Origin of the sequence: Streptomyces aculeolatus (assembly GCF_020400605.1) — a bacterium.
Classification (GTDB): Bacteria; Actinomycetota; Actinomycetes; order Streptomycetales; family Streptomycetaceae; genus Streptomyces; species Streptomyces aculeolatus.
The window spans coordinates 86618-113307 of the sequence record NZ_JAINRD010000018.1 but is presented as its reverse complement, the minus strand read 5'-3'; the positions used below and the strand labels follow the sequence as shown (position 1 = coordinate 113307).

The 26690-nt window shown below is 72.6% G+C and carries 25 protein-coding genes, 1 tRNA gene and 1 pseudogene; 16 read left to right on the top strand and 11 right to left on the bottom strand.

All coding sequences use genetic code 11. From position 1 onward, the window contains the following. Positions 1-497: 497 nt before the first annotated feature. Entirely contained in the window at positions 498-1028 is a 531-nt protein-coding gene (locus LG396_RS26435; RefSeq protein WP_308190129.1) for a DUF6578 domain-containing protein, read from the bottom strand. Between the two features lie 170 nt (positions 1029-1198). Next, positions 1199-1423, bottom strand: a complete 225-nt coding sequence (locus LG396_RS26430) for a hypothetical protein (RefSeq protein ID WP_225796666.1) — start codon at positions 1421-1423, stop codon at positions 1199-1201. Between the two features lie 291 nt (positions 1424-1714). On the opposite strand from LG396_RS26430, the gene LG396_RS26425 reads away from it, so the two are divergent. From LG396_RS26425 to LG396_RS26410, 4 genes are all read left to right on the top strand, one after another. Beyond that, positions 1715-4246, top strand: a complete 2532-nt coding sequence (locus LG396_RS26425; RefSeq protein WP_225796665.1) for a tetratricopeptide repeat protein — start codon at positions 1715-1717, stop codon at positions 4244-4246. Positions 4247-5447: 1201 nt separating this feature from the next. Next, on the top strand, positions 5448-6962 hold the full coding sequence (locus LG396_RS26420; RefSeq protein ID WP_308190126.1) for a hypothetical protein: 1515 nt from the start codon (positions 5448-5450) through the stop codon (positions 6960-6962). A gap of 130 nt (positions 6963-7092) precedes the next feature. Then, positions 7093-7731 carry an HD domain-containing protein gene (locus tag LG396_RS26415; RefSeq protein ID WP_225796664.1) on the top strand — a complete coding sequence of 213 codons (639 nt, stop codon included), beginning with the start codon at positions 7093-7095 and terminating at the stop codon, positions 7729-7731. A 137-nt stretch (positions 7732-7868) separates the two neighbouring features. Continuing rightward, the gene (locus LG396_RS26410; RefSeq protein WP_225796663.1) at positions 7869-10001 is read left to right on the top strand and encodes a SpoIIE family protein phosphatase; all 2133 of its coding nucleotides are present in this window, start codon (positions 7869-7871) and stop codon (positions 9999-10001) included. Between the two features lie 269 nt (positions 10002-10270). Here the strand turns inward: LG396_RS26410 and LG396_RS26405 are convergent, their stop codons facing one another. Next, positions 10271-10441, bottom strand: coding sequence for a hypothetical protein (locus LG396_RS26405; protein ID WP_225796662.1), 171 nt, complete (start codon positions 10439-10441; stop codon positions 10271-10273). A 93-nt stretch (positions 10442-10534) separates the two neighbouring features. Then, positions 10535-11140: a DUF2867 domain-containing protein gene (locus tag LG396_RS26400; RefSeq protein WP_225796661.1), complete on the bottom strand. Its 606-nt coding sequence runs from the start codon at positions 11138-11140 to the stop codon at positions 10535-10537. Positions 11141-11288: 148 nt separating this feature from the next. On the opposite strand from LG396_RS26400, the gene LG396_RS26395 reads away from it, so the two are divergent. The 7 genes from LG396_RS26395 to LG396_RS26365 all read left to right on the top strand — a co-directional run bounded on the left by LG396_RS26395 (position 11289) and on the right by LG396_RS26365 (position 16664). After that, positions 11289-11867 (top strand): TetR/AcrR family transcriptional regulator, encoded by a 579-nt coding sequence (locus tag LG396_RS26395; RefSeq protein ID WP_225796660.1) that lies wholly within the window; start codon positions 11289-11291, stop codon positions 11865-11867. A 133-nt stretch (positions 11868-12000) separates the two neighbouring features. Further along, positions 12001-12303 (top strand): urease subunit gamma, encoded by a 303-nt coding sequence (locus tag LG396_RS26390; protein ID WP_225796659.1) that lies wholly within the window; start codon positions 12001-12003, stop codon positions 12301-12303. Positions 12304-12316: 13 nt separating this feature from the next. Then, a complete protein-coding gene (locus LG396_RS26385) occupies positions 12317-12628 on the top strand; it encodes an urease subunit beta (RefSeq protein WP_225796658.1) in 312 nt (103 codons plus the stop codon). Next, positions 12621-14342, top strand: coding sequence for an urease subunit alpha (locus LG396_RS26380; RefSeq protein ID WP_225796657.1), 1722 nt, complete (start codon positions 12621-12623; stop codon positions 14340-14342). Before LG396_RS26385 ends, LG396_RS26380 begins: the two co-directional genes overlap by 8 nt. Before the next feature lie 3 nt (positions 14343-14345). Beyond that, on the top strand, positions 14346-15065 hold the full coding sequence (locus LG396_RS26375) for an urease accessory protein UreF (RefSeq protein ID WP_225796656.1): 720 nt from the start codon (positions 14346-14348) through the stop codon (positions 15063-15065). Positions 15066-15102: 37 nt separating this feature from the next. Then, on the top strand, positions 15103-15825 hold the full coding sequence (ureG, locus tag LG396_RS26370) for an urease accessory protein UreG (RefSeq protein WP_225796655.1): 723 nt from the start codon (positions 15103-15105) through the stop codon (positions 15823-15825). Further along, on the top strand, positions 15810-16664 hold the full coding sequence (locus tag LG396_RS26365) for an urease accessory protein UreD (RefSeq protein WP_225796654.1): 855 nt from the start codon (positions 15810-15812) through the stop codon (positions 16662-16664). The genes ureG and LG396_RS26365 overlap by 16 nt, the downstream gene beginning before the upstream one ends. Here LG396_RS26365 and LG396_RS40025 read toward each other — a convergent pair. After that, positions 16633-16808, bottom strand: a pseudogene (locus LG396_RS40025) (ISAzo13 family transposase); the annotation flags it as partial. The gene LG396_RS26365 and the pseudogene LG396_RS40025 overlap by 32 nt on opposite strands. Before the next feature lie 78 nt (positions 16809-16886). Between LG396_RS40025 and LG396_RS26360 the strand changes: the two are divergent. Together LG396_RS26360 and LG396_RS26355 are read left to right on the top strand one after the other, a co-directional pair. Continuing rightward, a complete protein-coding gene (locus LG396_RS26360) occupies positions 16887-17303 on the top strand; it encodes a hypothetical protein (RefSeq protein ID WP_225796653.1) in 417 nt (138 codons plus the stop codon). Positions 17304-17364: 61 nt separating this feature from the next. Next, positions 17365-17760 carry a tyrosine-type recombinase/integrase gene (locus LG396_RS26355; protein ID WP_225796652.1) on the top strand — a complete coding sequence of 132 codons (396 nt, stop codon included), beginning with the start codon at positions 17365-17367 and terminating at the stop codon, positions 17758-17760. Between the two features lie 167 nt (positions 17761-17927). Here LG396_RS26355 and LG396_RS26350 read toward each other — a convergent pair. The 4 genes from LG396_RS26350 to LG396_RS26335 form a co-directional block, all read right to left on the bottom strand. After that, positions 17928-18001, bottom strand: a tRNA-Pro gene (locus LG396_RS26350). Between the two features lie 105 nt (positions 18002-18106). Beyond that, positions 18107-18892, bottom strand: coding sequence for a CPBP family glutamic-type intramembrane protease (locus LG396_RS26345; RefSeq protein WP_225796651.1), 786 nt, complete (start codon positions 18890-18892; stop codon positions 18107-18109). A 102-nt stretch (positions 18893-18994) separates the two neighbouring features. Further along, positions 18995-20119, bottom strand: a complete 1125-nt coding sequence (locus tag LG396_RS26340) for a WD40/YVTN/BNR-like repeat-containing protein (RefSeq protein WP_225796650.1) — start codon at positions 20117-20119, stop codon at positions 18995-18997. Positions 20120-20198: 79 nt separating this feature from the next. After that, positions 20199-20711, bottom strand: coding sequence for a MarR family winged helix-turn-helix transcriptional regulator (locus LG396_RS26335; RefSeq protein WP_225796649.1), 513 nt, complete (start codon positions 20709-20711; stop codon positions 20199-20201). Between the two features lie 96 nt (positions 20712-20807). Between LG396_RS26335 and LG396_RS26330 the strand changes: the two genes are divergently transcribed. From LG396_RS26330 to LG396_RS26320, 3 genes are all read left to right on the top strand, one after another. Beyond that, positions 20808-21668 carry an LLM class flavin-dependent oxidoreductase gene (locus LG396_RS26330; RefSeq protein WP_026276499.1) on the top strand — a complete coding sequence of 287 codons (861 nt, stop codon included), beginning with the start codon at positions 20808-20810 and terminating at the stop codon, positions 21666-21668. A 103-nt stretch (positions 21669-21771) separates the two neighbouring features. Then, positions 21772-22314, top strand: a complete 543-nt coding sequence (locus LG396_RS26325; protein ID WP_225796648.1) for a hemerythrin domain-containing protein — start codon at positions 21772-21774, stop codon at positions 22312-22314. A 56-nt stretch (positions 22315-22370) separates the two neighbouring features. Next, complete coding sequence (locus LG396_RS26320) at positions 22371-23906, top strand: ATP-dependent DNA ligase (protein WP_225796647.1); 1536 nt, start codon at positions 22371-22373, stop codon at positions 23904-23906. A gap of 296 nt (positions 23907-24202) precedes the next feature. Here the strand turns inward: LG396_RS26320 and LG396_RS26315 are convergent, their stop codons facing one another. Both LG396_RS26315 and LG396_RS26310 read right to left on the bottom strand, forming a co-directional pair. Further along, on the bottom strand, positions 24203-25303 hold the full coding sequence (locus LG396_RS26315) for a hypothetical protein (protein ID WP_225796646.1): 1101 nt from the start codon (positions 25301-25303) through the stop codon (positions 24203-24205). A 118-nt stretch (positions 25304-25421) separates the two neighbouring features. Further along, positions 25422-26612 carry a M48 family metallopeptidase gene (locus LG396_RS26310; protein WP_225796645.1) on the bottom strand — a complete coding sequence of 397 codons (1191 nt, stop codon included), beginning with the start codon at positions 26610-26612 and terminating at the stop codon, positions 25422-25424. Positions 26613-26690 lie beyond the last annotated feature (78 nt).

The following is a 26690-nucleotide window of genomic DNA, read 5'->3' as shown; positions in this document are numbered from 1 at the left end:
GGCAGGATGATGGGCATGGCTGTGTCACCAGCAACACGTCAGCTGTGCGACCCCACGTTTCCGGATGCCGAAGCTGCGAGCGTCCTGTCACTCCTTGATCTCTATGGAGGCGCGGAGCGTGAACGTGTGCATCAGGCTGTCGTCCGGCTGAGCGGAGGACGACTCGGCAGGCTTCGCATGTGGCTCGATGAGGCCAAACGCAACCCGGAGACTGTCCTGTGGTTCGGCGAGTCGCCCTCCGACGTCTCGGCTGCTGGTGAGGATGCTGGCTGAGTGGCTTCCCCGGCCCCCTTCGCGATGGACAAGGCCGGGCGCCGGTCTCCACCTTCAGGTCGTCCGTCAGAGCCGCGGCGAACTCAATCTCGTGCTGCGGCCGCCCGGACGATGCCGGCGGGGTGGTTCCGTTCATGAGTATTCCGACAGCGAATCTGCACGGTTTCGGGAGACCGTCCAGCGAGCCGTGATCAGTGTTCACGCCGTCGCCGACTCGTCCGCCGTCAGCCGTCTGCGATCTCCAGGTCGACGAGCACACCGGACTCGGAGCGGTAGTGGTCGCCTGCGGCGGGTGCGCGCTTGCCGTACGGCGCCCTGCTGTCGAACCACTTCGGGCAGGCCGGCACCTCCCGGAGCCAGCGCTCCCCCGGCACCCGTACATACGCGGCCTCCGCCGGATCGAAGCGATAGCCGCTGGTCACCATCTGGATGCGGCGCACCGTGCCCGTGGTCGGCGGCAGCTCTCGCGGGCCGGGGCCGTGCCGGTCCACCTCCAGCAGCCCCGTCAGCCGCACCGGATTCGTGTCGACTGCCGTGCCCGCTGGCACCTCCCCCGGCCACAACGCCGCCAGACTGCCAGAGCGGATCACCCAGCAGATGCCCTCCATCTCCACATCCCGCCGTTCGACCGGCCCTTCGACCGTGCTCAAGTCCGTGTCCGCCGACTCCGGCTCCCGGAGGGACAGAGGCCAGGACACCTCATCGCCCACGGCGAAGGGATCCCCACAGCACTCCATCTCCCAATCCGCGTACATCACTTTCCACAGCGCCATCCCCCAAGTCTGCCGTCCCCGCCCGCGCGCACCCCGGAAACGCCGCCCCCAGCGGTGGCGTTCCCCTGGCGGAAGGTGTGGCATCATGCCGACGCGGCCGCACTGCGCTGCAGCGGCTGCCTGCTGATCGCCGAGGGCATGCCCGGGCACGTTCACCGCGACTGCTGGCTGATCGGGTTGGGCCGGCCGTCGCAGGCCCGGCAGAACGGCAGGCCGGCGCCGTCGCCGTCCGCCTCGCCCCGCTTGCGGCACAACGTGCTCACCGCCGGGCCCTCCCCGATGAGACGGGCGTAGTGCCGCACCCGGCCGCCGGGGAGTGCCACGACCAGCGGGTAGCGGGCGTTCTCGTGGTAGACCGGGTAGTTCGTGGCCACCATGGCTCCTCGACGGAAAGGCAAGTCAGGGGTCTGGGCGGAGTTGTCACGGCCCCTCCTTGCGTGTGCGGTCTTCGATCATTCTCCTGCGGTCCCGACAGCGAGGCATCCGGATTCACCTGGGCTCCCTGTGCCGCCGCAACTCCTCGGGCTGCTCGTACTGATCGCTGGGTGAGGTGCCGGTGGTGGCTGTGGAGGAGGTCCGCCGGCGGCGGCTCGGCCGTGCCCGGAGTGGCGGGGTCGTTCCGCGGGTAGGTGTCGGCAGGCATCGGGCGGGGTCTGTGAGGGGAGCGGATGACGTCCTCCGCACGCGACGGCGACAACGACGCGCTGCCGCAGCCGGATGGCGCCAGGACGGTGGATGACCTGGTGTCCCGGTTGCGGGAGTTACGCGCCTGGGCAGGTGTGTCGGAGCGCGAGGTGCACCGGCGGGTCTGCCGCGCCCGAGCCGATCGCCGGGTGCCCGAGGTGCCCGCCTTCGACACCGTGCACCGGTGCTTCCAGCCGGGCCGCCGACGGCTCGACGCGGACTTGCTGGCCGACGTGGCCGAGGCCCTGATGGTCGGGGGAGCCGCCCGGTGGCGGGCGGCCTACGCGCGGGTGGTCGGCGGGTCGGCTGACGCCGGGGTGGCCACGGTGGCGGGTGCGCCGCCCGACGACCTGCCCGGGTTCACCGGTCGTGCGGCCGAGTTGGCCGCGTTGCTGGCGCCGGGCGCGGCCCCGCGTGTGACGGTGGTGGAGGGGATGGCGGGGATTGGTAAGACCACCCTCGCCGTGCGTGCCGTACACCTGCTGCTGCGGCGCGAACGGTTCGGCGCGGTGCTCTGGGTCAACCTCCGCGGGCACGCTCCCGACCTGCCGCCGGCCGCCCCGGAGGCAGTGCTCGAAGGGTTCCTGCGGCGGTTGGGGATGTCCGCGGACCGCATCCGGCTGCTGGACGCGTCCGGATGCGTACGGGAGTTCCGCCGCCGGGCCGCCCGGCTGCGCACCCTGGTGGTGCTGGACGACGCGGGATCGGCGGCGCAGGTGGCGCCGCTGCTCCTCGGCGAGGGCTGCCGGACCCTGATCACCAGCCGCCACCGGCTGACCGGACTCACCGGCGTCGAGCGGCTGCCGCTTGAGGTGTTCAGCCCTCGCGAGTCGCTGGACCTGCTGCGCAGGACCGCAGGCGCGGAGCGGGTGGACGCCGACCCGGCGACCGCCGCGCTGATCGCCGGCTCGGTCGGCCACCTACCGCTGGCGCTCGGGGTAGTGGCCGGGCGGATCCGGGACAGGTTCGGCTGGACCCTCACCGACCACCTGGAACTCCTCACCGGGCAGCGGACCCGGCTGCGCTGCGAGGACAGCGTCGAGCTTGCGCTCCGGCTCTCCTACGAGAGCCTGGCGCCCGGCTGCCGGCGACTGTTCCGGCTGCTGGCCTGCCACCCAGGCCCCGACGTGGACTCCTGGACCGCCGCGGCGCTCACCGGGACCGGCCGGTCGGCTGCCGCGGCCGGGCTTGCCGCCCTGCACGCCGCCCACCTCCTGCGCCAACCGACACCCGGGCGATACGAGTTCCACGACCTGGTACGCCTCTACGCGACGGCCCGCGCCCACGACGAGGAACCGGCGCGAACCCGAAGAGCCTCGTTCGACCGGCTGCTGGCCTACCACCGGCACGCCGCTGCGCGAGCGATGGCCGTTCTGGCGCCCTACGAGCGCCACCGCCGTCCGGCGCCTGGTCCCGGTGGCCCAGACCTGCCCCCGCTGCCCGATCGACGGGCCGCCGCGGCATGGATGGACAGCGAACGGGACGGCCTCCTCGCCGCCGCCGTAGCCGCCGCCGAACGGAGTGGCGCGCAGCAAGGCGGCGCGCAAAGGGTCGGCGCCGGTCACGCAGGGGTGCTCTCCGGGCTGCTTGCCCGGTACCTCGACACCGCCGGCCACTATCGCCAGGCCGAGGCGCTGCACGGCCTGGCCGCCCGGGACCCGGACCCCGCCACCCGGGCCGTCGCGCTGGCCCGGCTCGGGGCGGTGCACTGGCGGTTGGGCCGCTTCCCTCGGGCCGAGGCCAGCTTCCGCCAGGCGCTGAAGGGTTTCCGCACACTGGGCGACCGGGCGGGCGAAGGCTGGGCACTGGGCAACCTCGGCGAGGTGCTTCAGCACCAAGGCCGATACCCAGAGGCCCGCCATCACTACACGTCGGCGCTGGCGATCGCCCGGGAGCTGGCCGCGTCACACGGCGGGCGGGAGCGGCTCGGTGCGCACGGGGTGCTGTATGAGCCGCTGGGCCGCTTCGCGGAGACGTTCGAGACCGGCGCCGAGATTCTGGCCATGAACCGGGAGATCCTGACGGTCGCGCGGACGGTGGGCGATCGGATCAGCGAGGCCAACGTGCTGGGCAGCATCGGCTCCATCGAACGGCACACCGGGCGTTACCCGGCGGCTCTGACCGCCATCCACCAGGCGCTTGAGGTGGTCCGGGAGATCGGCCACCGCAACGCCGAAGTGACGCTGCTCAACGAACTGGGCACCACACTGCGGGTCTCCAGCGGGGCAGCGCAGGCACAGCAGGCGCTGGAATGCCACCGGCTGGCCGCTGACCGTGCCGCGGAACTGGGCGACCGGTACCAGCAGGCGCGGGCCCTGGAGGAGACCGGCCACTGCCACCGGCTGCTGGCCCAGCCGGACGCGGCCCGCGCCTCTTGGCAACGGGCCCTGGAACTGTTCGGCGAACTCGGCACCCCCGAGACCGCCGCGCTCGGCACGCTGCTGTCCGAGGAAGCCGGCACGACCGCAGCGGGACCCCGTCATCCTGCGGCCCGGGGCGAACGGCGCGACCCATGACCAGGCGCCCAGCCATGGCCGCGCCTCACTCAGGGCGTCGCCAAAGCCGGGACGACCGCGCAGTTCCCCAGCCCGGACACCATCGATTTCGGCGCCGGGTCGAACCGCTCTCCCGCGGATGAACCCCGCGGGAGAGCGGTCGGGTGGCTGATTAGGGATGGGTGTAGATTCGGCACTTGAGGTGCCTGGCATCCCCGTCGTCAAGACAGACCCCGACCGTCGCAGCCCCACCAGGTATATCAGCTGGGATCGTCAGTTCGACGGGCTTCACCCCGTCGCACAGGGTGCTGGTGCTCCTGGCGCCCAACGGGTGGCCACCGGAGTCGTATGTCTCAATAAACACCCTCCGGCAGCCGCTGCTGGGGATGGCACGCCACGTTCCCGTGAAGCCGACCGACCTGTAGTACCAGGTCAGAGTGCCACGGACGTAAGTGTTCCCGTACGTGACATCGACAGGGCTAGTCGGGTAGGCGGCGGGAGCAGCAGGTGCCGCGGGGGCCGATGCGGCGAGAGCGGCAGGTACCGCGGTGACTGATGCGGACGCCGAGCTTTGGGCGTGGGCCGTCGTTCCAGTCGCCGCGGTCAGGGCCATCACGAGAGCGCCCACGCCGATGCCGGCACTTCTGATCGCTTTCATCTTTCCTCCCCATGCTGCCTGGACCCCCGGCTGAGATGATCCTGGCAGCCGGCCACCGGGCCGTCGTGCGCCCCGGTCAATGTCGGTCAATCGGCTTCGCCCCGCACCGGGCGCCTCACTCTGGTCACACCGGCGATCATCTCCCGCTGCCGAAGACGAACCTGTGCACGGCAGTGGCAGCCTCCCCGGCGTAACAGGCACGCGATATCGGCGGCGTCGAACCCGGCGCGCTGTGCTGGACAGCGGTCCACCGCCGACACTCGCCAGTCTCTAGCCATGGTTGGCGAAAGCGTCGAGGAGATCGCGCTGCTTCGCCCGCGGTTTCTGCAAGCATCTGCCTGATCGTCGCCACCGCTCGCCTGGCTGCGGGCGATACATCGTCGCCAGTGGGCAGCATCTTCGCCATGACGGTGAAGCCACCGTGCTTATCCCGGCCGAGGAACGCCGTCAGCCACCATCTGGCGCGCAGACTCGATCATGGCATCCGGCGAGGCTCCCAGATTGCATCCTGGCAGGATGTCAGGGGATTGCTGCAGGTAGCAGTCCCCGAGGCGAAGCAGGATTGTGCCGCTTCCTGAGGGCCGCCCCGTTGCCAGGCGACGGCATGCTTCCCCGCCCCGGGCGGCGGTGAGTGCGACGGGTCGGGAGCCGGGCGGGGCCGAGCCCCTGTGCTTCGACTGGGGCAGGCGTGTCCGGGTGCTCCGGCTGCGCGCCGGCCGGAACAATCGGTTCGTGATTCACGTGCGTACTCCGATCGCGACCGACGGCCGACTCGACACGGCCGCCAAGCACCCGGGCCTCAGTGACCCCGACTACCTTCTGCGGCGTCGGAGCATCGCCTCGCTGGCTCGCGGGCACCGGGTCGGTGACCCCTCACCACGAGTGGACTACACCGAGGCCGAGCACCGGACCTGGCGGACCGTCCACCAGCGGCTCTGGGAAGCCCAACATGAGCATGCCTGCCGTGCCGCCCTCGACGCCCGTGAACAGGCGCCCGTTCCAGCGGACCGCATCCCGCAGCATGCCGAGGTCGGGCAGCACTTGCGGAGGTTGACGGGCTTCGACTTCACCCTCGCGGGCGGTGTGGTCGGCAACAAGAGGTTCCTAGGGTCGATGGCCGACGGGTACTTCCACGCCGTGCAGTTCGTACGCCACCCGGCCGTACCGATGTTCACCCCCGAACCGGACGTCACCCATGACGTCTTCGGCCACGGGACCCACCTGGCCTCGCCGGCCTTCGCCGACGTGTACTGGTTCACCCTGGAGTATGGAGTCCTCGACGAGGGAGGGGCACCCAAGGCGTACGGGGCGGCTCTGCTCTCCTCGTACGGGGAGATCTGCCGCCTGAGACAGGCTCGGATCCGCCCGCTGGACATCCGCGCGATGCTGGCCACCGACTACGACATCTCCGGCTACCAGCCGGTGCTCTTCAGCGCCCGCAGCCTGGACGAGTCACCGACACTCCGGCCGGCTTCCTGTCGGCACTCAACGACGAGAGCGCGCCGCACTTCGGACTGGCCGCGGAGTCCTGAGAGCCGGGACTGGCCGGAGGCGGCGCCGGCCGTTCAACCGAAGAAGCGGAGCGTCTCCGTCATGGCTCAGGGGCGTTGGGCACAGCCTGACGCGTACGAAGCGGATCTTCGCTGCTGTCGCCCTCGCGGCCGGTGTCGGCGCCGCCGCCCCCTCTGCCGCCGCGCCTTCGCATATAAGTACAAACCAGTACAGGCGGGCCTGCAACTCGCTGCACCGACTCGCCGCCTGAGCCGTCCGTGGCGGAAGACATGGACCGTCGGGCAGCGCCGGTTCCGCCTGGACTGGACGAGAAATCGCAGTACGCCGACCGCGTCGCTGCAGCACTGGCGGATGCGGTGCGGCTTGGGCGGGATGACGGGGCCGAGGCCAAATCTCGGCCGCAGGGCCCTGCGCGCCGCGGGACGCCCCAAGACTCCCCATCATCTCCGCACCGCCGCGAACCGAAGCCGCCGAGAAGCCCGACCTCCTGCGCGTTCTCGCCTACGAGCAAGTCGCATCACCAGGACCCCTGATCAGCCAAGGAGGCATGGCCGGTCGATACTATGACTAAACAACCGAATCTATAGAATCCTGATTATTTAGAACATTCACGAGTTCGGTGCCCCGCCAGCGATCGTGGAGATGACCGTCTGCCGGATGGCCCTGCTCAGACACGCACGAAGGTAGGACCACCCCCATGCCTGAGACGATCGCCGGGATCACCGTCCCGGACACCGCCCTTGTCCGCGACGCGACCTCGCTGGTCCGCGGCGCCGCCGACGACACGATCTACCACCACTCCCGCCGCGTCTTCTTCTGGGGGATGCTCAAATCGAAGACCCGCGGCACCGATGTGGACCCCGAACTCGCCTACGTCGGCGGACTCTTCCACGACCTCGGGCTGACCGGCGCCTACCGCACCACGGACAGGCGCTTCGAGCTCGACGGTGCGCGGGCGGCCTACGGGTTCCTCCGGGACCACGGCCGCTCCGAGAAGGAAGCGCGCGACGTGTGGCTGGCGATCGCGCTGCACACCACGCCCGAGGTCCCGATGCACCTCGCCCCCGAGACCGCTGTCGTCACCCTCGGTGTCGAGACCGATGTCCTCGGATTCGGCCTCGATGAGATCACTGACCGGCAGCGCGCCGAGGTCGTCGCCGCGCACCCGCGTCCCGGCTTCAAGAACAAGATCATCCGCGCCTTCTACGACGGCATGGCCGACCGTCCCTCGACGACCTTCGGCACCATGAACGACGACGTCCTCGCACACTTCGACCCCTCGTTCCAGCGCGAGAACTTCGTGCAGATCATCCAGAACAACGCGTGGCCCGAGTGATGTCGCGATCTTCTACCCGCATCCGCGAAGAATCCGTCGGAAGGGGGCACGTAGCGCTTACTCGTGCGCATGATGCGCTCCGTGGTCGGTGGCGATCTCCGCGAACAGTCCGCGGGCCCTACTGAAGGGGATGCGACGTGGACGGTCGCGAGGACAGCGCCCCGGCGCAGGCGGCGGCGGCACGCCTCGACCAGGTACTTGACCAGGTCACGCATGCCGCGGGGGCGCATGTGGGTGGGCTGTACATCCAGATCCCGGGGGCGCTGCGGATGACGACGGTCACCGGCGTGTCCCGGAATCTGGCCCGGCCGTGGTCGCGTGTGTCCCTGGCCGCGCCGGTGCCGGTGGCCGAGGCCGCCCGTTCACAAGGCCCGGTGTGGCTTCCCGACCAGCAGGAACTGGCTCGACGGTTCCCCCGCACCGCGCTGGCCTTCCCGTACGCGGTGGCCATGTACGTTGTCCCGCTGGTGGCCGACGGGACCAGCCGGGGCGCCGTGTTGCTGCTGTGGCCGGACACCGGCTCCGCCCGGCCGTCCGATGACGACCTGGCGCAGGTCCGCACGGCGGCACAGCGGATGGCCGGGATGCTGAAGGAGGCCGCCGATCAGGGGCACCCGGTGCAACCGCGGCACGAGCCGCTTGCCGTCCAGCCGCCGCCCGCCCGCTACCAGGAGCCCGGCGCCGCCCTCACCGAACGCCTCGCCGAGGGCTTGGTCGCACTCGACTTGCGCGGCCAGATCACCTTCCTCAACACAACGGCTGCCGAACTGCTCGGCCACGACCGCTCCGAGCTGCTCCACCGCGAACCCTGGGAAGTGCTTCCGTGGCTGGGCGACCCCGCTCATGAGAACGCCTACCTCTCCGCGCTCTTCAGCCGCCTGCCCACCGGCTTTTCCACCCGACGGCCCGGCGGACCCCGGCTGTCCTTTCGGCTCTACCCGGATGCCACCGGTGTGACCGTACGGATCACGCCGCAGGACAGGCGTGAGAACGGATCCGAGCGGAGGCAGCCGGCCGACGAAGCGCCTCCCGGCGTCCCCGCACGCGCCGGCACCCTCTTCCACCTGCTGCACCTTGCCTCCGCCCTCACCGAAGCGACGAGCGTCCAAGAGGTATGGGAGTCGCTGGTCGAGCAGATGATGCCGGTCCTCGACACCCAGGGCCTCGCCCTGCTGATCGCCGACGAGGGCCGGCTGCGGGTGCTCGGCTCCCGCGGCTTCCCCCCGGGAATGGATGAATACTTCGACGGCACGCCGCTGGCCGCACAGACCGAGGGCGCACGGACCATCGCAACCGGCGTCCCCGGCTTCCACCCGACCAACACCGAACTGGTCCGCGCCTACCCGGAGCACCAGCACTATCGGGACATGGAGGCATTCGCCTTCCTGCCGCTGACCCTCTCCAGCAACACCTTCGGCTGCTGGGTACTCGGCTACGACAGACCACGGCAGTTCCCCCCGGACGAGCGCGCCGAACTCACCACACTGACCGGGATGATCGCGCAGGCCCTGGACCGCGCCCGGCTCTACGACGAGAACGCCCGGGTGGCCCGGGGGCTGCAGGACGGACTCCTGCCCAGCAGCCTGCCCCGCGTGGCGGGCCTGGAGGCCGCGGCGCGGTACCAGCCCGCGACGCACGCGCTGGACGTCGGCGGCGACTTCTACGACCTGATCGACCTCGGCGGCGGCCAAGTCGGTGCCGTGATCGGCGACGTTCAGGGGCACAGCGTCCAGGCAGCCGCCCTCATGGGACAGATCCGCACCTCCATGCACACCCAGGCCCGGGTGGGCGCCCGCCCCGAAGAGGTACTCGCCCACACCAACCGGATGCTCATGGAACTGAGCGGCAGGATGTTCTGCAGCTGCCTGTACGCCCACATCGACATGCCGGGAAGGCGTGCCCTGCTGGCGTCCGCCGGCCACCTGCCGCCGATCCTCCGCCACGCCGACCACCGCACCGAGGCCCTCGACCTGCCGCCCGGACTGCTGCTCGGCATCGAGGAGGACGTCCGCTTCGAAACGGTCGAGGTGCCCCTGCCACCCGGCGCGATGCTCGCGCTCTACACCGACGGCCTCGTGGAGCGGCCCGGCAAGGACCTGGGCACCTCTATCGACAGGCTCGCGGAAACGCTCGCCCAGGCCGGCGGCGAGCCGCTGGACGTGCTCGCGGACAGGATCGTGAAACGGGCGAAGGAGACGGTCGCCGCGGAAAACAACGACGACATCGCCCTCTTCCTCGTCTCCCGCACTCCCGCAGAAGGCCCTGGGTGACCTCCCCCTCATCCCGACTTCAAGAACAAGATCACCCGGGGCCCCTCCCCGAATACGGCAGAGCACATGAGCACCCGTCACCGTCCGCCCTCAACGAGGTCTCGAAAGGCGTCGAGCCGACCCCGGCCGCTGCACAGCTGATCGTTGCCCGTCCGGACGGCACCCCTCTATCCGGGCCGGCGCCGCGGGCGCACGCGGTTGTGCAGAGGAGGCCATGGGGCCAGGTTCCGCAGCCGATCTCCGTAGCTGTTTTTGATCCCCGGGTCTGACTAGGGCTTCTGCGCGGGCTTAGCGTCGCTGCCCGCGATCGTCCTGGTGAAGGTCACCTTGTCGCGCCAGGGCCAGGGCCAGGGCCAGGGTGCGAACGCCCAGACGAAGTGGAGGATGCCGATCACCACCAGGACGAGCGTGAGCAGGCATGGGACTGCGGTGCGGATCATCGGGGTCCTGCCTTCTTCGTCGGGCGGCGGCGCGCGCGGGACGCGGTGGCATCCGTACGGACATCCGCACACCGCGGCGTTTCGGCGGCCCTCTCAGCGCACGAGCCGCCGTGCGGCGGCGTTCGCCTGCCACTCGCGGCCTATGGAGCGCATCAGCGCCGGGTACACGCCGACGTAGCGAAAGGGTTTGATCCCGGCCATGTAGACGGCGCCGAGCAACCCGTTCGGCTTGACCAGGACGGCCATCCGGCCGCGGTAGCCGCCGGAGCCGTCGGGGACCCAGCCGATGTGCATCACCGCGTGCACGGTCTTGTTGCCCATCTCGGCGGCCCACTCGTCGTCCCTCAGGTAGAGGGAGGTGAAAGGGGACGTGCCGAGGTCGGGGCCCCGGGGGCCCTCGCGGAGGTCCGCCGGCAGCCGGTCGCGTAGGGAAGCCGTCCGAGCGCCCGGGCCGGTGGCAGCCTTGTCCCAGCCGAGCAGCGCCCCGAGCTTCCACCGGACGGCGAAGAGCACGCGGGAGACGAAGTCGTCTCCCTTCACTCCGGAGCTGATTCCTTCGGCGATCTGCCGCACCAGCCACACGAGATCGTCAGCTCCACCGGGAGTCGGCAGGGCCCACACGTCCTCGACCGTGAAGTCCCCGGCGATCTCGTGGATCCGCCACGGGCGGGAGGTGTGCACGGAAGTCGGCAGCCTCATGGTCACCACTGCTCCCCGGCAGACAGGCACCCGCATGGGAAAGCGGCGATGTCGAAGGACATCTCACCCACTCCCTTCATCTATACGGTAGCGTATAGATCCGAGGTTAGCCCATTTATACGCGACCGTATATTCATGGAGAGGTGAGGTGGGACACATCGTGGCCACGGCGCGCACGCCACGCGAGCGGTGGATCGAGGAAGGGCTGCGGGCGCTGGCCGCCGGCGGGCCGGACGCCGTCCGTGTCGAGGCGCTCGCCAAGCGGCTCGGCGTCACGAAGGGCGGGTTCTACGGGTTCTTCGCCGACCGCGGCGCGCTGCTGGAGGCGATGCTGGACACCTGGGAACGGGAGAGCACCGACGAGGTCGTCGAACGCGTCGAACTGGAGGGCGGCGACCCGAAGACCAAGATCCACCGGGCGGGCATGCTCACCTTCTCCGACGACCGCCTGCGCCCCATCGACCTCGCCGTCCGGGACTGGGCCCGCCGCGACGAAGCGGTCGCCGAGCGCCTGCGGCGGGTCGACAACGTACGCATGGACCTGCTGCGCGAGATGATCGGCACCTTCTGCCCGGACCCCGACGAGGTCGAGGCCCGCAGCCTGCTCGCCTTCTGCGTGGCCATCGGCGCGAACTTCCTCGCCGCCGACCACGGCCACCGCACCCGTGCCGACGTCCTCGCCCGAGCCGCCGACCTCCTTCTCGACCGCCCGCCCGGGACGAGCTGAGCCGCCCGGGGCGCCGGGCGGCGGCGGTCCGGCGCCGACTGCGTAACGCGCCCGAAAAGAGCGCGGGCTAGCGTGGCCGGACTCCGGGCCGGGACGGCCCCGGAGGACAGGAGCCGGAAGGGCGGTGGGACGCGTGCGACTGACTCCCCGGGAACAGGAACGGCTGCTCATCCACGTGGCCGCGGACGTCGCCGAGAAGCGGCGGGCGCGCGGGCTGCGGCTCAACCACCCGGAGGCGGTCGCGCTCATCACTTCCCATGTACTCGAAGGCGCCCGCGACGGCCGCAGCGTCGCCGAGCTCATGGCCTCGGGCCGTACGGTGCTCACCCGCGACGACGTCATGGACGGCATCCCCGAGATGCTGCGCGACGTGCAGGTGGAGGCGACCTTTCCGGACGGCACCAAGCTCGTCACCGTCCACGACCCCATCGCCTGACGGGAGACCGGCCGTGATCCCAGGAGAGATCCGCTACGGCGCCGGGGCCGTGCGCCTGAACGAGGGCGCGGACGTCATCCGGCTCACTGTGCTCAACGCCGCCGACCGGCCCGTCCAGGTCGGCTCCCACTACCACTTCGCCGAGGCCAACCCGGGCCTGGAGTTCGACCGCGCCGCCGCCCGCGGCAGACGCCTCGGCATCGCCGCGGGCACCGCCGTGCGCTTCGAGCCCGGCATGCCAGTGGAGGTCGAGCTGGTCCCACTCGCCGGCCGGCGCGTCGTGCCGGGGCTGCGCGGCGAGACGGGCGGGGCGCTCGATGGCTGAGCTGTCCCGCGCCGCGTACGCGGACCTCTTCGGACCCACCGCCGGCGACCGCATCCGGCTCGCCGACACCGACCTGCTGATCGAGATCGAGGAGGACCGCGCCGGCGGCCCGGGGCGCGCGGGCGACGAAGCCGTCTTCGGGGGCGGCAAGGTCATCCGCGAGTCCATGGGCGTCTCCCGCGCCACCCGGGCCGACGGCACGCCCGACACCGTGATTACCGGCGCCGTCGTCCTCGACCACTGGGGCGTCGTCAAGGCCGACGTCGGCATCCGTGACGGGCGCGTCACGGCCCTCGGCAAGGCGGGTAACCCCGACACCATGGACGGCGTCCACCCCGAGCTGGTCATCGGCCCGGAGACCGAGATCATCGCCGGCAACGGCAAGATCCTCACCGCCGGCGCCGTCGACGCCCACGTCCACTTCATCTGCCCCCAGCTCGCCGACGAAGCGCTCGCCGCCGGCGTCACCACCCTCATCGGCGGCGGCACGGGTCCCGCAGAAGGCAGCAAGGCCACCACCGTCACTCCCGGGCCGTGGCACCTCGCCCGGATGCTGGAGGCCATGGACGGCGTCCCCGTCAACGTCGGCCTGCTCGGCAAGGGCAGCACCGTCTCCAGCGAGGCGCTGCTCAGCCAACTGCGCGGCGGGGCGCTCGGCTTCAAGATCCACGAGGACTGGGGCGCCACCCCCGCCGTCATCGACGCCTGCCTCTCCGTGTGCGAGGAGACCGGCGCGCAGCTCGCCCTGCACAGCGACACGCTCAACGAAGCCGGCTTCGTCGGTGACACCCTCGCCGCCGTCGCCGGCCGCACCGTCCACGCGTACCACGCCGAAGGCGCCGGCGGCGGCCACGCCCCCGACATCATCACCGTCGTCTCCGCCCCGCACGTCCTGCCCAGCTCCACCAACCCGACCCGCCCGCACACCGTCAACACCGTCGAGGAGCACCTCGACATGCTGATGGTCTGCCACCACCTGAACCCCGCCGTGCCCGAGGACCTCGCGTTCGCCGAGTCCCGCATCCGGCCCTCGACGATCGCCGCGGAGGACGTCCTGCACGACCTCGGCGCCATCTCCGTCATCTCCTCCGACTCCCAGGCCATGGGCCGCATCGGCGAGGTCGTGCTGCGCACCTGGCAGACCGCGCACGTGATGAAGAAGCGGCGCGGCGCGCTGCCCGGCGACGGCCGCGCCGACAACCTGCGGGCGCGCAGGTACGTCGCGAAGTACACGGTCAACCCCGCCGTCGCCAACGGCGTCGACCACGAGATCGGCTCCGTCGAGCCCGGCAAGCTCGCCGACCTCGTCCTGTGGGACCCGGCGTTCTTCGGCGTCAAGCCGCAACTGGTACTCAAGGGCGGCCAGATCGCGTACGCGCAGATGGGCGACGCCAACGCCTCCATCCCCACCCCGCAGCCGGTCCTGCCGCGCCCCATGTACGGCGCCGCCGGCCGCGCCCCGCACGCCAACTCCGTCTCCTTCGTCTCCCCCCTCGCGCTGGACGGCCACCTCCGCGAACGCCTCGGACTGGGCAAGGCGCTGGTCGCGGCCCGCTCCACGCGCTCGCTGACCAAGGCGGACATGAAGCTGAACGACGCGACCCCCGATGTACGGGTCGACGCCGACAGCTTCACCGTGACCATCGACGGCGACGTGGTCGAGCCCGCCCCGGCGGCGGAGCTGCCCATGGCCCAGCGCTACTTCCTGTTCTGAGTCATGCCGCCGCCGTCGCTGCCGCCGCCCGCCGCCCGCGCCGCGCTGCTCGTCCTCGCCGACGGCCGCTTCCCCGCCGGCGGCCACGCCCACTCCGGCGGCGCCGAACAGGCCGTCGCCGCCGGGCGGATCACCGACGCCGCGGGGTTGGAGGCGTACTGCCGCGGCCGACTGCACACCGCCGGGCTCACCTCCGCCGCCCTGGCCGCCGCGGCCTGCGCCGGAGCCGACCCGCTGCGCCTGGACGAAGCCGCCGACGCCCGCACCCCCTCCCCCGCCCTGCGCGCCACCGCACGCCGGCTGGGCCGCCAGCTACTACGCGCCACCCGCGCCGCCTGGCCGGCCGCGGAGCTGGACGCCCTCGCCGAGGCCCGTCCGCGCGGCGTCCACCAGCCCGTCGTCCTGGGCGTCGCGGCGCGGGCCGCGGGCCTCGGCCCCGTGGACGCCGCCCACGCGGCCCTCTACGAGGCGGTCTCCGGGCCGACGACCGCGACCGTACGGCTCCTCGGGCTCGACCCCTTCGAGGCCACCGCCGTCCTCGCCCGCCTCGCCCCCGCACTGGAAGACGTCGCCGCGCGGGCCGCGGCGGCCGGTGGACGCGCCGCCGCCGACGGCCGCACCGGCGCCGACCCCGGCGAGCTGCTGCCCGCGGCGAGCGCCCCGCTCCTCGACATCGCCGCCGAGGAGCACGCCGTACGGGCGGGGCGGCTCTTCGCCTCATAGACAGACATCAGCGTCCTCGTACGAACAGGGAGACGGCATGCACCTCGACCACCCCGGGACACCTCCGCAGCGCTACACCTACGGACCCGCCACGCATCGCCCCGGTGCACCCCCGACACCGGCCCCGGCCCCGGCCGCGGCGCCCGGCCGCCGCGCCCTGCGCGTCGGACTCGGCGGCCCGGTGGGCTCCGGCAAGACCGCCACCGTCGCCGCGCTGTGCCGGCTGCTGCACGACGAGCTGTCGCTGGCCGTCGTCACCAACGACATCTACACCCGCGAGGACGCCGAGTTCCTGCTCCGCGAGGGCGTGCTGCCGCCCGAGCGGATCACCGCCGTGGAGACGGGCGCCTGCCCGCACACCGCCATCCGCGACGACATCTCCGCCAACGTCGAGGCCGTCGAGGACCTGGAGGCGACGGTGGGGCCGCTGGACGTGGTCCTGGTCGAGTCCGGCGGCGACAACCTCACGGCCACCTTCTCCCGCGGCCTGGCCGACGTGCAGCTCTTCGTCATCGACGTCGCGGGCGGTGACGACATCCCCCGCAAGGGCGGACCCGGCGTCACCACGGCCGACCTGCTCGTCGTCAACAAGACCGACCTCGCCCCATACGTCGGCTCCGACCTGGCGCGCATGGCGCGCGACGCGCGGGCCCAACGCGGCGAGAAGCCGGTCGTGTTCACCTCGCTGGCGCGGGAGGGCGGCGTACGGCCGGTCGCGGACTGGCTGCGCGAGCGCGTCGCCGCGTGGCGCACGGCGTGACGGACGGCAGGGCCGCGCCCGCCGCACGCGCGCCCGCCGGCGGAGTCCGCGCCCACGCCCGTATCACCGCCGCCCCCCACGCACGCGGCGGCACCGCGCTGCCGGAGCTGGCCGGGGACGGGCCGCTTGCCCTGCGCCGGATCCGGGCGGGCGCTGGGGAGGCGCGGGTATGTCTGGTCGGGGCCATGGCCGGGCCACTCGGCGGCGACCGGGTGCGGCTCGACGTGCGCGTCGAGTCAGGTGCCGCCCTGTGCATCACCAGCGCCGCCGCGACCCTGGCCCTGCCGGGCACCACCGGCGAGCCCGCCCGCTACGACGTGCGCCTCACCGTCGACGACGACGCCGAACTGCGCTGGCTACCCGAACCGCTGGTCTCCGTACGCGGCAGCCGGCTCCACGTCACGTACCGCGTCGACCTCGCCCCCACCGCCCGCCTGGTCTTCCGCGAAGAGCAGGTACTCGGCCGCACCGGCGAGCCGTCCGGCAGGCTCATCTCGCGCCTCACGGCACGCAGCGGCGGTCGGCCCCTCCTCAACCAGACCACCGACTACGGCCCCGGCGCCCCCGCATGGGACGGACCCGCCGTACTCGCGGACAACCGCGCATCTGGCCAACTGCTCGTTGCCGCTCCCGAGTTCGCCGACACCCCGGCGGAGGCGTACGTCCTCGCCCCCGGCCGCGCCGCGATCACCCCCCTCGCCGGCCCGGCCACCCTCACGACCGCCATGGCCCCGAACTCCCTGCTCCTGCGCACCCTGCTGGACGACGCCCACACCCGCACCACAGACACGCGAAGAAGCCCCTCCGGAGCTGATGGACCTGCTGTTTCGCGCGGCTGATGGTCATGGAGGTGGCACCGAAGAGTTGACCGAGGAGGCCCATGGTGGCGAGTTTGCGCAGGTGGAGCACGGTGGCCAGGATCCGCTCGGGTGGGGTGAACTTGGCTTTTGCGCCTGCGCCGGGTTGACCAGGCGCTCGTGACCGCCGCTTCTGCTGAAACGGCCACCAAGGAGCGCCTGTCGGCATCCGAGGCTTGCCCCACGGAGGAGTCGGCACGGGACTTGATCGATGCCCTCACCGCCGCAGCCTTGCGCGGTATCGACCCGGCAACGTACACGCAGCCGCTGGCTGTTTACGGCGAGGCCAACTTGCGACTGGCGTTGCGTGGCCTGGAGACCAGGACGCATGACCCGTATCTCGCGGGCTGGAAGCCGCGCGTGGTACCGAGTCTGGGACACATTCCCGTTCCGCTGGTCAGCAACGGCGCGGTGGACCGCAGCGTCTACGGGTGGATTGCCGACGAGGTCGGCCGGTCCTCGGTGAGGAACAGCCTCTCGGTACTGGTCCGGGTGATGGAGCAGGCTGTCCGTGACGGCATCATCGCCCTGAACCCGGCGGTGTCCGCGTCAAGGACATCGACCCGGTCAACTGGATCTGGACCGTCCGCCGCCAGACCACTCCCGCCCCGGGCGGACTGATCGACAAGGGCACCAAAGGAAAGATGGCCCGACGCGTCCCGCTGATCGGCAGCTTCGCCCCATGGTCGCCCAGCGCCTCCTGACCGCCGGCCCCGACCCCGATGCCCGACTGTTCACCGGACCCCGCGGCGGCCGGATCACCACCGCCGTGCTGCGGGACGCCACCCACTGGGACGACGTGGTCACCAAGCTCGCCTACGAGCACCTCCGCCGGCACGACCTCCGCCACACCGGCCTCACATGGATTGCCGGCGCCGGCGTTTCCCTGCACGTATTGCGGATCATCGCCGGGCACGGCTCACTGCTGACCACCCAGCGGTACCTGCATCCCGGTGTTCACGCCCTGAAGCGGGCGCGGCAGTCGCTCAGTGCCCATCTGTCGGGTGCACCGACGGCCTCGGAGGCTCTCTCGCAGCAACACTTCGAGCGTTGTAGGAATCATACAAATCAGATGTGATCTTGGTCCCCAAGAAAACGCTCTGACCAGGCTTCCTTCGGGAACCGTGATCCCCAAGCGGTGGTCCCCGAGGGTCTGACGTAGCGTCAGATTAACGGTGCGTCAGCGAATCGCGAAAGGCCCTCTGATCTGGGATTTCTCCCGCTCAAAGGGCCTCTTCAGCACCGTCGGGACGGCGGGATTTGAACCCACGACCCCTTGACCCCCAGTCAAGTGCGCTACCAAACTGCGCCACGTCCCGGTGCCCGGACGACCTGGGGTTTCTCCCTGGCCGATCGCGCACGAGAACCATACCGCATCCACCCCCTGGTCCCGCAAAGCCGATTGTCCGGCGGCCCCTGCCGGGTCAGAAGAGCCAGAGGGCCGTGATCGCGGTGTTGTGGAAGGTGTGGGCGACGATGCAGGGGACTATCGAGCGGCGCCACAGGAGCAGGGCCGTGGTGGTTGCCGCGAGGAAGGCGGCGAAGATCAGGTTGACCGGGCCGCCCAGCTCGTGGCCGGTGGTGAAGACCAGGGCAGAGAGGGCCGCGGCTGCGGTGAAGGCGGTGTGGCGGAGGAGGGGGGTGGGGAGTGTCTCGCGGGCTCGGGGGGTGGTGAGGAACGTCAGGAGGAGCAGGAGGGGGGCGCGGAAGAGGAGTTCCTCGTGGACCGGTGCCGACAGGGCGCCGTCGAGGAGGCGGACGGCGGTGGAGGTGTCGGCCACGGCCGTGTAGCGGGGGTCTTCCGCGGCCGGGGTGGACGACAGGCCGGGGACGCGGACGAGGAGTTCGGCGGCCGCCAGGCACAGGGCGCCGGCGGCGATGCCCGCGGCGAGGCTCACCGTGGCCGTGCGGCGGGTGCCGGGGCGCAGGCCCAGGGCCGTGGTGAGGCGGGCGGCGGCGGCTTTCAGGGACGTACGGGAGCCGGCGAGGAACGCGGCGACGAGGGCGAAGCCGGCGGCCAGGCCGAGGGCCGGGCCGAGGTCGCGGGTGGTGAACTTCCACGCCTCATAGCCGGGGAGCAGCGTGAGGGCGATCGGGATCAGCATGGCGGTGCACGTCAGGGCCACCCACAGGAACGTCACCGACAGCACCCGCAGCACCCCGGGGTCGAGGTCGAGGCGGCGTATCAGCGCTGCTGTGCGGGTGGTCACGCGGCGGGCTCCAGCGGTTCGGCACCGTTCCAGGGGACCGGTCAACCGTAGGGAGCAGCCGGGCGTGACCACCACGGTCTTAGGTCCCGACGTGCCCGCCGGCTACTCCAGGCGCGCCACCCTGCCCTGCTCCCCCGCCGCCCAGCAGCCCAGGTCCGCGGTGCAGTCCACGGTGTCGTACGAACCGGAGTCGAAGCCGTGCCACGTGCGCCCGCCGTCGAACGTGACGTCCGAGCCGGTCGGGCCCACGGCCAGGGCCGCGGTGCGGCTGTGCGGCAGCCAGGCCACGCCCGAGCGGTACTCCGGCGGCGGCTTGCGGGCGTCCGTCCAGCTCGCGCCGCCGTCGCCGGTACGGGCCGCCGCGTCCGGCGACGGGTTGCCGGGCTGGAAGTCGCCGCCGACCGCGAGGCCGTGGCGGGCGTCGCGGAAGGCCAGGGCGAAGACGCCGCGCGCCGGGTCCCCCGCCGGGATGCCGGACTCGGCGGCGGTCCACGTGCGGCCGCGGTCGGCGGAGTGCAGGACGCGCGCCGTCGCGCCGCCGCCGGTGGCGAACCAGGCGTCCGAGCGGCCCGCGCTCACCAGGCACTGCCCGCTCGCCGCGAACGCGGCGTCGCCCTGCTGCGCCGGCGGCATGCCGTCGTCGGGCAGGACCTTCCAGGAGCGGCCGCCGTCGGACGTCGACAGGATGCGGAACCGGCCGTCCACCGGGTCGCTCAGCGCGAGCCCGTCGCGGCCGCCGGCGAAGAAGGTGACGCAGTCGTAGAAGGCGTCGGGGTGGTCGTTGCGGAAGGTCTCGGTCCAGGTCGCGCCGGCGTCGTCGGTGCGGTAGATGCGGGAGTCCTCGCCCGGCCCGATGGACAGGATGACCGCGCTGCGCCGGCCCAGCGCCTCGATGTCGCGGAACTCCAGCGCCTCGGTCCCGGGCGGCGACACGTCCTGCCAGCTCCGGCCGCCGTCCGTGGTGCGCAGCACGGTGCCGCCGGAGCCGGAGGCCCACGCGGTGTCGCGGCCGACCGCGGACAGCCCGCGCAGCCGCGACTCGCTGCCCGTGTCCTTCAGCTTCCAGCCGGGCAGGCCCCGCTCCGGCCCGATGCGATCGGTACCGGCGCGCGTGCCCGGGTCCGTCTCGGCGTGGGCCGGGCCGCCGGCCAGGCCGAGGCCGGCGGCGAGCGCCGCCGCGCCGAGGCAGGCGACCGCTGTACGACTCAGAGTTCCCCGCAGCGTCATGGCGGAGGAACGTAGCACCCGCCGCACCGCTTGACGAGGGCGCCGGGAGAGCGCCCCGCCGCTGCCGTACGGACCGGGCTCACACCTGGTCCGGCCACGCCTCCGGCGACGGCGTCCGGCACGGTGCGGCGTCGAGGATGCGCGTCACCGCGTCCGTCAGCGCGGCGCGCTCGCCGGCCGCCAGGCCCGCGGCCATCCCGGCGATCCGGGCCGTCACCTCGGCGTGCGCGCGGCCGGCCAGCTCCTCCCCCGCCGGGGTCAGCGCGATCCGGCAGGCGCGCCCGTCGTCGGCGTCCGGCGTACGGGCCAGCAGGCCCCGCCGCTCGACGCGGTCCACCAGACCCGTCAGGCCCGACTTGCCCAGGCGCAGCCAGCGGCTCAGCTCGCTCATCCCCACCGGGCCGCTGCTGAGCGCGCACAGCAGCTGGACCTGCTGCGGGGTGAGGCCGTGCCCGCGCCCGGCCTCGGCGAGGACGTGCTGCAGCATCTGCGTCAGCCGTACCAGCGCGCTCGCCAGCCCGGCCGCGGCGGCGTCGTCGGCCTCCGCCGCCTTCACCGGTGCCGGTGCGGGTGCCGTCTGTTCTGTCGTCATGACACCTCCGGGGACACACCCAGTTTGACACTAGTTCGCGGCGCGAAATAATCTGGTTCGCATCACGAACTAAACCCCGTCCGCTGAGGAAGCGCCATGCCTGACTACGGCCACGATCTCCGCTTCGGCATCAACCCCGTCCCCTCCAGCCGGGACCCGCAGGCGACCGTCGCGCTCGCACAGCTCTCCGAGCGCGCCGGCGCCGATCTGGTCACCTTCCAGGACCACCCGTACCAGCCCGCCTTCCTCGACACCTGGACGCTGCTGTCCTACGTCGCCGCGCGCACGGACTCGATCACCCTGTCCGGCAACGTCCACCCCCTCCCCCTGCGCCCGCCCGCCCTGCTGGCGCGCAGCGCCGCGAGCCTGGACCTGCTCAGCGGCGGCCGGTTCGAGCTGGCGCTCGGCGCCGGCGGGTTCTGGGACGCCATCGCGGCGCTCGGCGGGCCGCGGCGCTCGCCGGGCGAGGCCGTCGAGGCGCTGGACGAGGGGATCCGGATCATCCGGGACACCTGGGACACCGACGCCCGCGGCGGGATCCGGTTCGACGGGCGGCACTACCAGGTGCAGGGCGCCAAGCGCGGGCCGCGGCCGGCGCACGACATGGAGATCTGGCTCGGCGCGTACAAGCCGCGGATGCTGCGTCTCGTCGGCCGCGCGGCGGACGGGTGGCTGCCCTCGCTGCCGTACTTCGACTCCCCCGCCGCGATCGCCGACGGCAACGCCGTGATCGACGAGGCGGCGGTGGCGGCGGGGCGAGCCCCCGGGGACGTACGGCGGCTGCTCAACCTCGGCGAGGAGCACCCGGCGGAGCAGCTCGCGGAGTTCGCGCTGTCGTACGGCACGAGCACGTTCCTCCTGCTGACCGGCGACCCGCAGGAGATCGAGCGTTTCGCCGGCGAGGTCGCCCCGGCCGTTCGCGAACTGGTCGCCGGGGAGCGTGGGCGCGGTGCCTGAGCGGGTGTACGACGAGCGGGAGGGGGCCCGGGTGCCGGCTCAGCCGAGTGACGGCGGTCCGCCCGGTACGGATGGTCGAGAGCAGCGGTCCACTTCGAGAGCAGTGCTCTGGAACGAGAGCACCCGCCCCACCGTGCCCGCGGCCCGTACGGCCGGCCCCGGCGAGGACGTCTCCGCGGGCCACCACCTGGTCGAGGTCCACGACCACCTGCGCGACGAGCTGGACCGGCTGCGCGAGCTGGTCGTCCAGGTGGCCGGCGGAACCCTCACCGCCGCCGCCGCCCGCTCGCACATCGCGACGATGACCCTGCGGCAGAACAACTGGTCCCTCGGCGCCCACTGCGCCGCGTACTGCCGGTTCGTCACCCTCCACCACACCACCGAGGACCAGCAGTTGTTCCCGCAGCTGCGCAGGTTCGACCCGCGGCTCGCGCCCGTGCTCGACCGGCTGTCGGAGGAGCACCTCGTCATACACGAGGTACTGGAGCGCGTCGACCGCGCGCTGGTCGCCTTCGTCGCGGACCCGGAGGGGACGGCGGAGCTGCGCGGCGCGGTCGACCTGCTGGCGGAGGCGCTGCTGTCGCACCTGTCGTACGAGGAGGACGAGCTGGTCGCGCCGCTGGGCAGGTTCATGGGCGGCCGCTGACCCGGGTCGGCGGCCGTCGCGGGGCGGATGTCAGCGGGGTGGGTGACGATGGGGACATGCTCTTCGCCGACATCGCCCGTACTTCGCGGGAGATCGCCGCCACCCGGGCCCGTACGGAGAAGACCGCGCTGCTCGCCGCGGTGTTCCGCGAGGCCGATCCCGCCGACGCGCCCCTCGTGGTCACGTACCTGGCGGGGCGGCTGCCGCAGCGCAGGACCGGGGTGGGCTGGAGCGCGCTGAAGGACGCGCCCGCGGCGGCCCGGCAGCCGCAGCTCACCGTGCGCGAGGTGCACGACGCCTTCGACGCCATCGCCGCCGTCTCCGGCAAGGGCGCGCAGGCCGAGCGGCGCCGGCTGCTGCACGAGCTCCTGGGCGCCGCCACCACGGAGGAGCAGCGGTTCCTCGCCGGGCTGATCGGCGGCGAGCTGCGGCAGGGCGCGCTGGACGCGCTCGCCGCCGAGGGTCTGGCCGCCGCGGTGGACACCGACCCGGCGCGGGTGCGGCGCGCGGTGATGCTCGCCGGTTCCGTGGGCACGGTCGCCGAGGCGGTGCTCGCCCGCGGTCCTGAGGCGCTGGCGGACTTCCGGCTGTCGGTCGGCAGCCCCGTGCAGCCGATGCTCGCGCAGTCCGCGAAGGACGTCGACGAGGCGATCGGCAAGCTCGGCCCCTGCGCGGTGGAGGAGAAGCTCGACGGCATCCGGGTGCAGGTGCACCGGGACGGCGACGACGTACGGATCTACACCCGCACGCTCGACGAGATCACCGACCGGCTCCCCGAGGTCGTCACCGCCGCCCACGAGCTGAGCACGGCCTCGGCCGTACTCGACGGCGAGGTGATCGCGCTCGGCGCGGGCGGCGACCCGCGCCCCTTCCAGGAGGTGGCGGGCCGGGTGGGCTCCCGGGTCGACGTGGCGGGTGCGCAGGAGACGCTGCCGGTGTATCCGGTCTTCTTCGACCTGCTCGCCGTCGACGGCCGCGACCTGCTGACCGCGCCGGTGCGCGAGCGCCAATCCGAGCTGGCCCGGATCACGCCCGCGCCGCGCCGCGTGCGGCGGATCGAGGTGGCCGACCCCGGGGACGCGGAGCAGCGGGCGGCGGCGCGGGAGTTCACCGTCGCGACGCTGGCGCGCGGCCACGAGGGCGTCGTCGTCAAGGCGCTGGACTCGGAGTACAGCGCGGGCCGCCGCGGCGCGGCGTGGCTGAAGGTCAAGCCGGTGCACACGCTGGACCTGGTGGTGCTGGCGGCGGAGTGGGGCCACGGGCGGCGTACGGGCACGCTGTCGAACCTGCACCTCGGCGCCCGGCGCGAGGACGGCTCGTTCGCGATGCTCGGCAAGACGTTCAAGGGGATGACGGACGCGCTGCTGGCGTGGCAGACGGAGCGGCTGCAGGAGCTGGCGGTGGCGCACAAGGACTGGGGCGTGGTGGTGGTCCCGGAGCTGGTGGTGGAGATCGCGTTCGACGGGGTGCAGCGCTCGCCGCGCTATCCGGAGGGGGTGACGCTGCGGTTCGCGCGCGTGGTGCGGTACCGGGACGACAAGACGGCGGCGGAGGCGGACACGGTGGCGTCGGTCCTGGCGCTGCTGCGCTGAGGACGGCGCACGGCCCGCTCTGGACGGGGCGTTCCCAACGGACTGTTCCCAGCGGACCGTTCCGAACGGCCCGCCCCGAGCGCCCGGCCCGAGGAGGCGCCCGCCCCGCGCCGGGCGGTGGCGCGGGGCGGGCCTTCGGGAGCGGTCGGTGTGCGGGACCAGGGGCAGCGGTCCGCGCGACCGCCGACCCCGGCCCCGTACCGGAACCGGACGCCCCGGCTCCGGCAAGCCCCGGCCACGCGCGCCGGTCCGCAGCATGTGCCGGCGCGTGTCCCCTGCCCGGGGCGGCTTGCGGGTCAGTAGTGGATGCGCGCCCCCACGGACCGGTGGTCGGAGTAGTCCATGTCCTGGTTGTCGCTGCCGGTCAGCTCCAGGTCGGCCGCGTCGCCCTCGTCGAAGGTCGGGACGACCGGGTTGCTCGTACGCGGCGGCGCGCCGGTCGCGTTGCGGGCGAGGAGGAAGTCGATACGGCGGGGCGTCGTCGTGTGCAGCGTCCACTTGTCGGCGAGGCAGTCCGGGATGGAGCCGCCCGCGTCGGCGCAGCCTGCGTAGACGGCGTCGCGGAAGCGGTGCTGGCCGCCGATGTCGGCGTTGGTGGCCTTGTACCAGGTGGTCCAGTTGTCCTGGCCGTTGGTGGAGCTGGCGGAGTGGTTGGTGTCGCCGCCCGCGACGAAGAGGTCGGCGACGCCGTAGCCGTCCTCGGTCAGCTCGTTGCTCAGCTCGCCGGCGTTGGAGACGTTGCAGTACGTGCCGCCGTGCTCCTGCGTCGGCCAGTGGAAGGAGGCGGCGGTGACGGTCTTGCCGGAGAGCTTGTCGAGGAGCAGGGCCTTGACGCCCTTGCTCCGCGGCTGGTCGTTGTTGACGCACTGCTTCGAGCCGGCGGGGTACTCGCGCTGCGCCTGCCACCGGTTGTCCGGCGAGGCGGACGTCTTCAGCGACAGCCGGTCGGTACGCCAGATGACGCCGTTGGTCTGCTTCACCTTGCCACTGCAGCCGTTGTCGTAGTCGGCGGGGTTGTTCTCGGCGAGGACGCCGGCGTAGCTCTCGCCGAAGTGCTCCTCCATCCGCGTCAGCAGCAGGTCGAGCTGGGCGCGGTTGCTGATCTGCTGGACGAGGTAGATGTCCGGCCGGTACTCCTGGAGACGCATGTAGTACATGAGGTCGTGCCAGTCGCCGGGGCAGGACTCCGTCGTGGTCGGCAGGTTCTCCACGTTGGCGTCGTAGACCTGCAGGAACGACGGGTCGTTGTTCGGCACCGCCTCCGCGGCGGCCGCCGTACCCGAGCCGCCGGCGGCCGCGCCGTCCGCGGGTGCCGAGGCGGGTGCCGGCGCCGCGAGGGCGAAGGGCGCCGCCAGCGCGGCGACGCCCAGGAATGTACGGGTCTGCCACGATTTCATGCTTGTCCCCCTGTGTTCCGGTCGTCACGGCAGGATCGCCCGGCGCGGCATGCCGGGGCCGGGGATTGCACCAGAACGCAAACAAGCGCGTGCCGCCGCGGCGGGGACCGGGGGCGGCTCAGGCGAAGACGCGGTCCTGGACGACCTTGCGGGCCAGCAGCCGCATGGGCCCGCGGAGTTCGTTCCCGATGGCCTCGGTTGCGGTCGCGTCCGGGGTGATCACCGCCGGCAGGTGCGGCGCCTGGAGCAGCCGGTCCACCCGCGCGCGGGCGGCGGGAAGGACGGTGCCGTCCGCGGCGGCAGCGCCGTCCGGCCCGGGCGTGCCCGCTTCCGCCGGCGCATCCCGTACGCGGTCGGACAGCCCTGCCGCGTGCGCGGCGAGCTTCTCCCAGAGGTCCTGCTCGCCTTCCCGGGTGCCGCCCGCCCGGCCGAAGGTGTACGCGGCCACCGCCAGACGGTGCACTTCAAGGGAGACGCTGTCCGCCAGCCCCTGCGCGCGTAGGGCGCGGACCGCCGCTTCGGTCGAGGCCGTCCGGGCGGCGAGCGCGTCGGCCCGGAACTCCGCGCGCCGCGTCCCCGGCCGGGTGAGCCGGAGCAGCAGCCGGCCCGTGCCGCGGGCGGCGAGCCGGGGGAGCCACAGGGCCCAGTTCGCCACCTGGCCCCGGGCGTTGAAGCGCGCCGCCGCCTGGGCCATGTCGTCCGCCCACCGGACGGTCGGGGAGGCGGCCAGGTGCGTGTCCCCCTCGCCCGACCTGCCCTCGGCCAGTTCGGCTCCCGCGGCAAGCGACGCGAGCGCCGTACTGACCAGCGCTGCCCGGCGCGGGTCACCGGAGGCGTGGCGCCCCAGTTCGTGCGCGACGGCGGCGACCCGCTCCTGCGGCGTGAGGGTCAGCCACAGCGGCAGTCCCACCTCCAGCTTCAGTCTGCGGCGGATGCCGCAGGCGTCGGCCCGTACGGTGAACTCCGTGCCGACCTGGACCGCGTCGAGCCGCCGGACGCCGACCGTGTCGGCGATCCGGTCGAGCAGTTCGTACAGCGCGGGCGCGTCCGCCCGGCGCAACGCGGGCAGGTCCGGATCGAGCCGCGCGAACGGCGGTCGCAGGCTGCCGGCCAGTGCGAGCATGACCAGGCCGACCACCGGCTGCACGACCGTCTCGAAGCCGAGCACGATCAGCAGCAGACCGCCGGTCAGCAGGCCTGCCGTCACCAGGTGCACCAGGCACGCGATGCCGTACGCCGCAGCCGTGGCCGCACCCGCGCGGCCGTGCGCGGCCCCGTCGGTCCGTTCGGATGCCCCACTCCCGCGCACTGCCTCTCCCCTCGGCCGGCCACGCGGCGAGGCGTGGCGTCGGGACCCTCCCCGGGACGTCGCACCCACCGGGATACA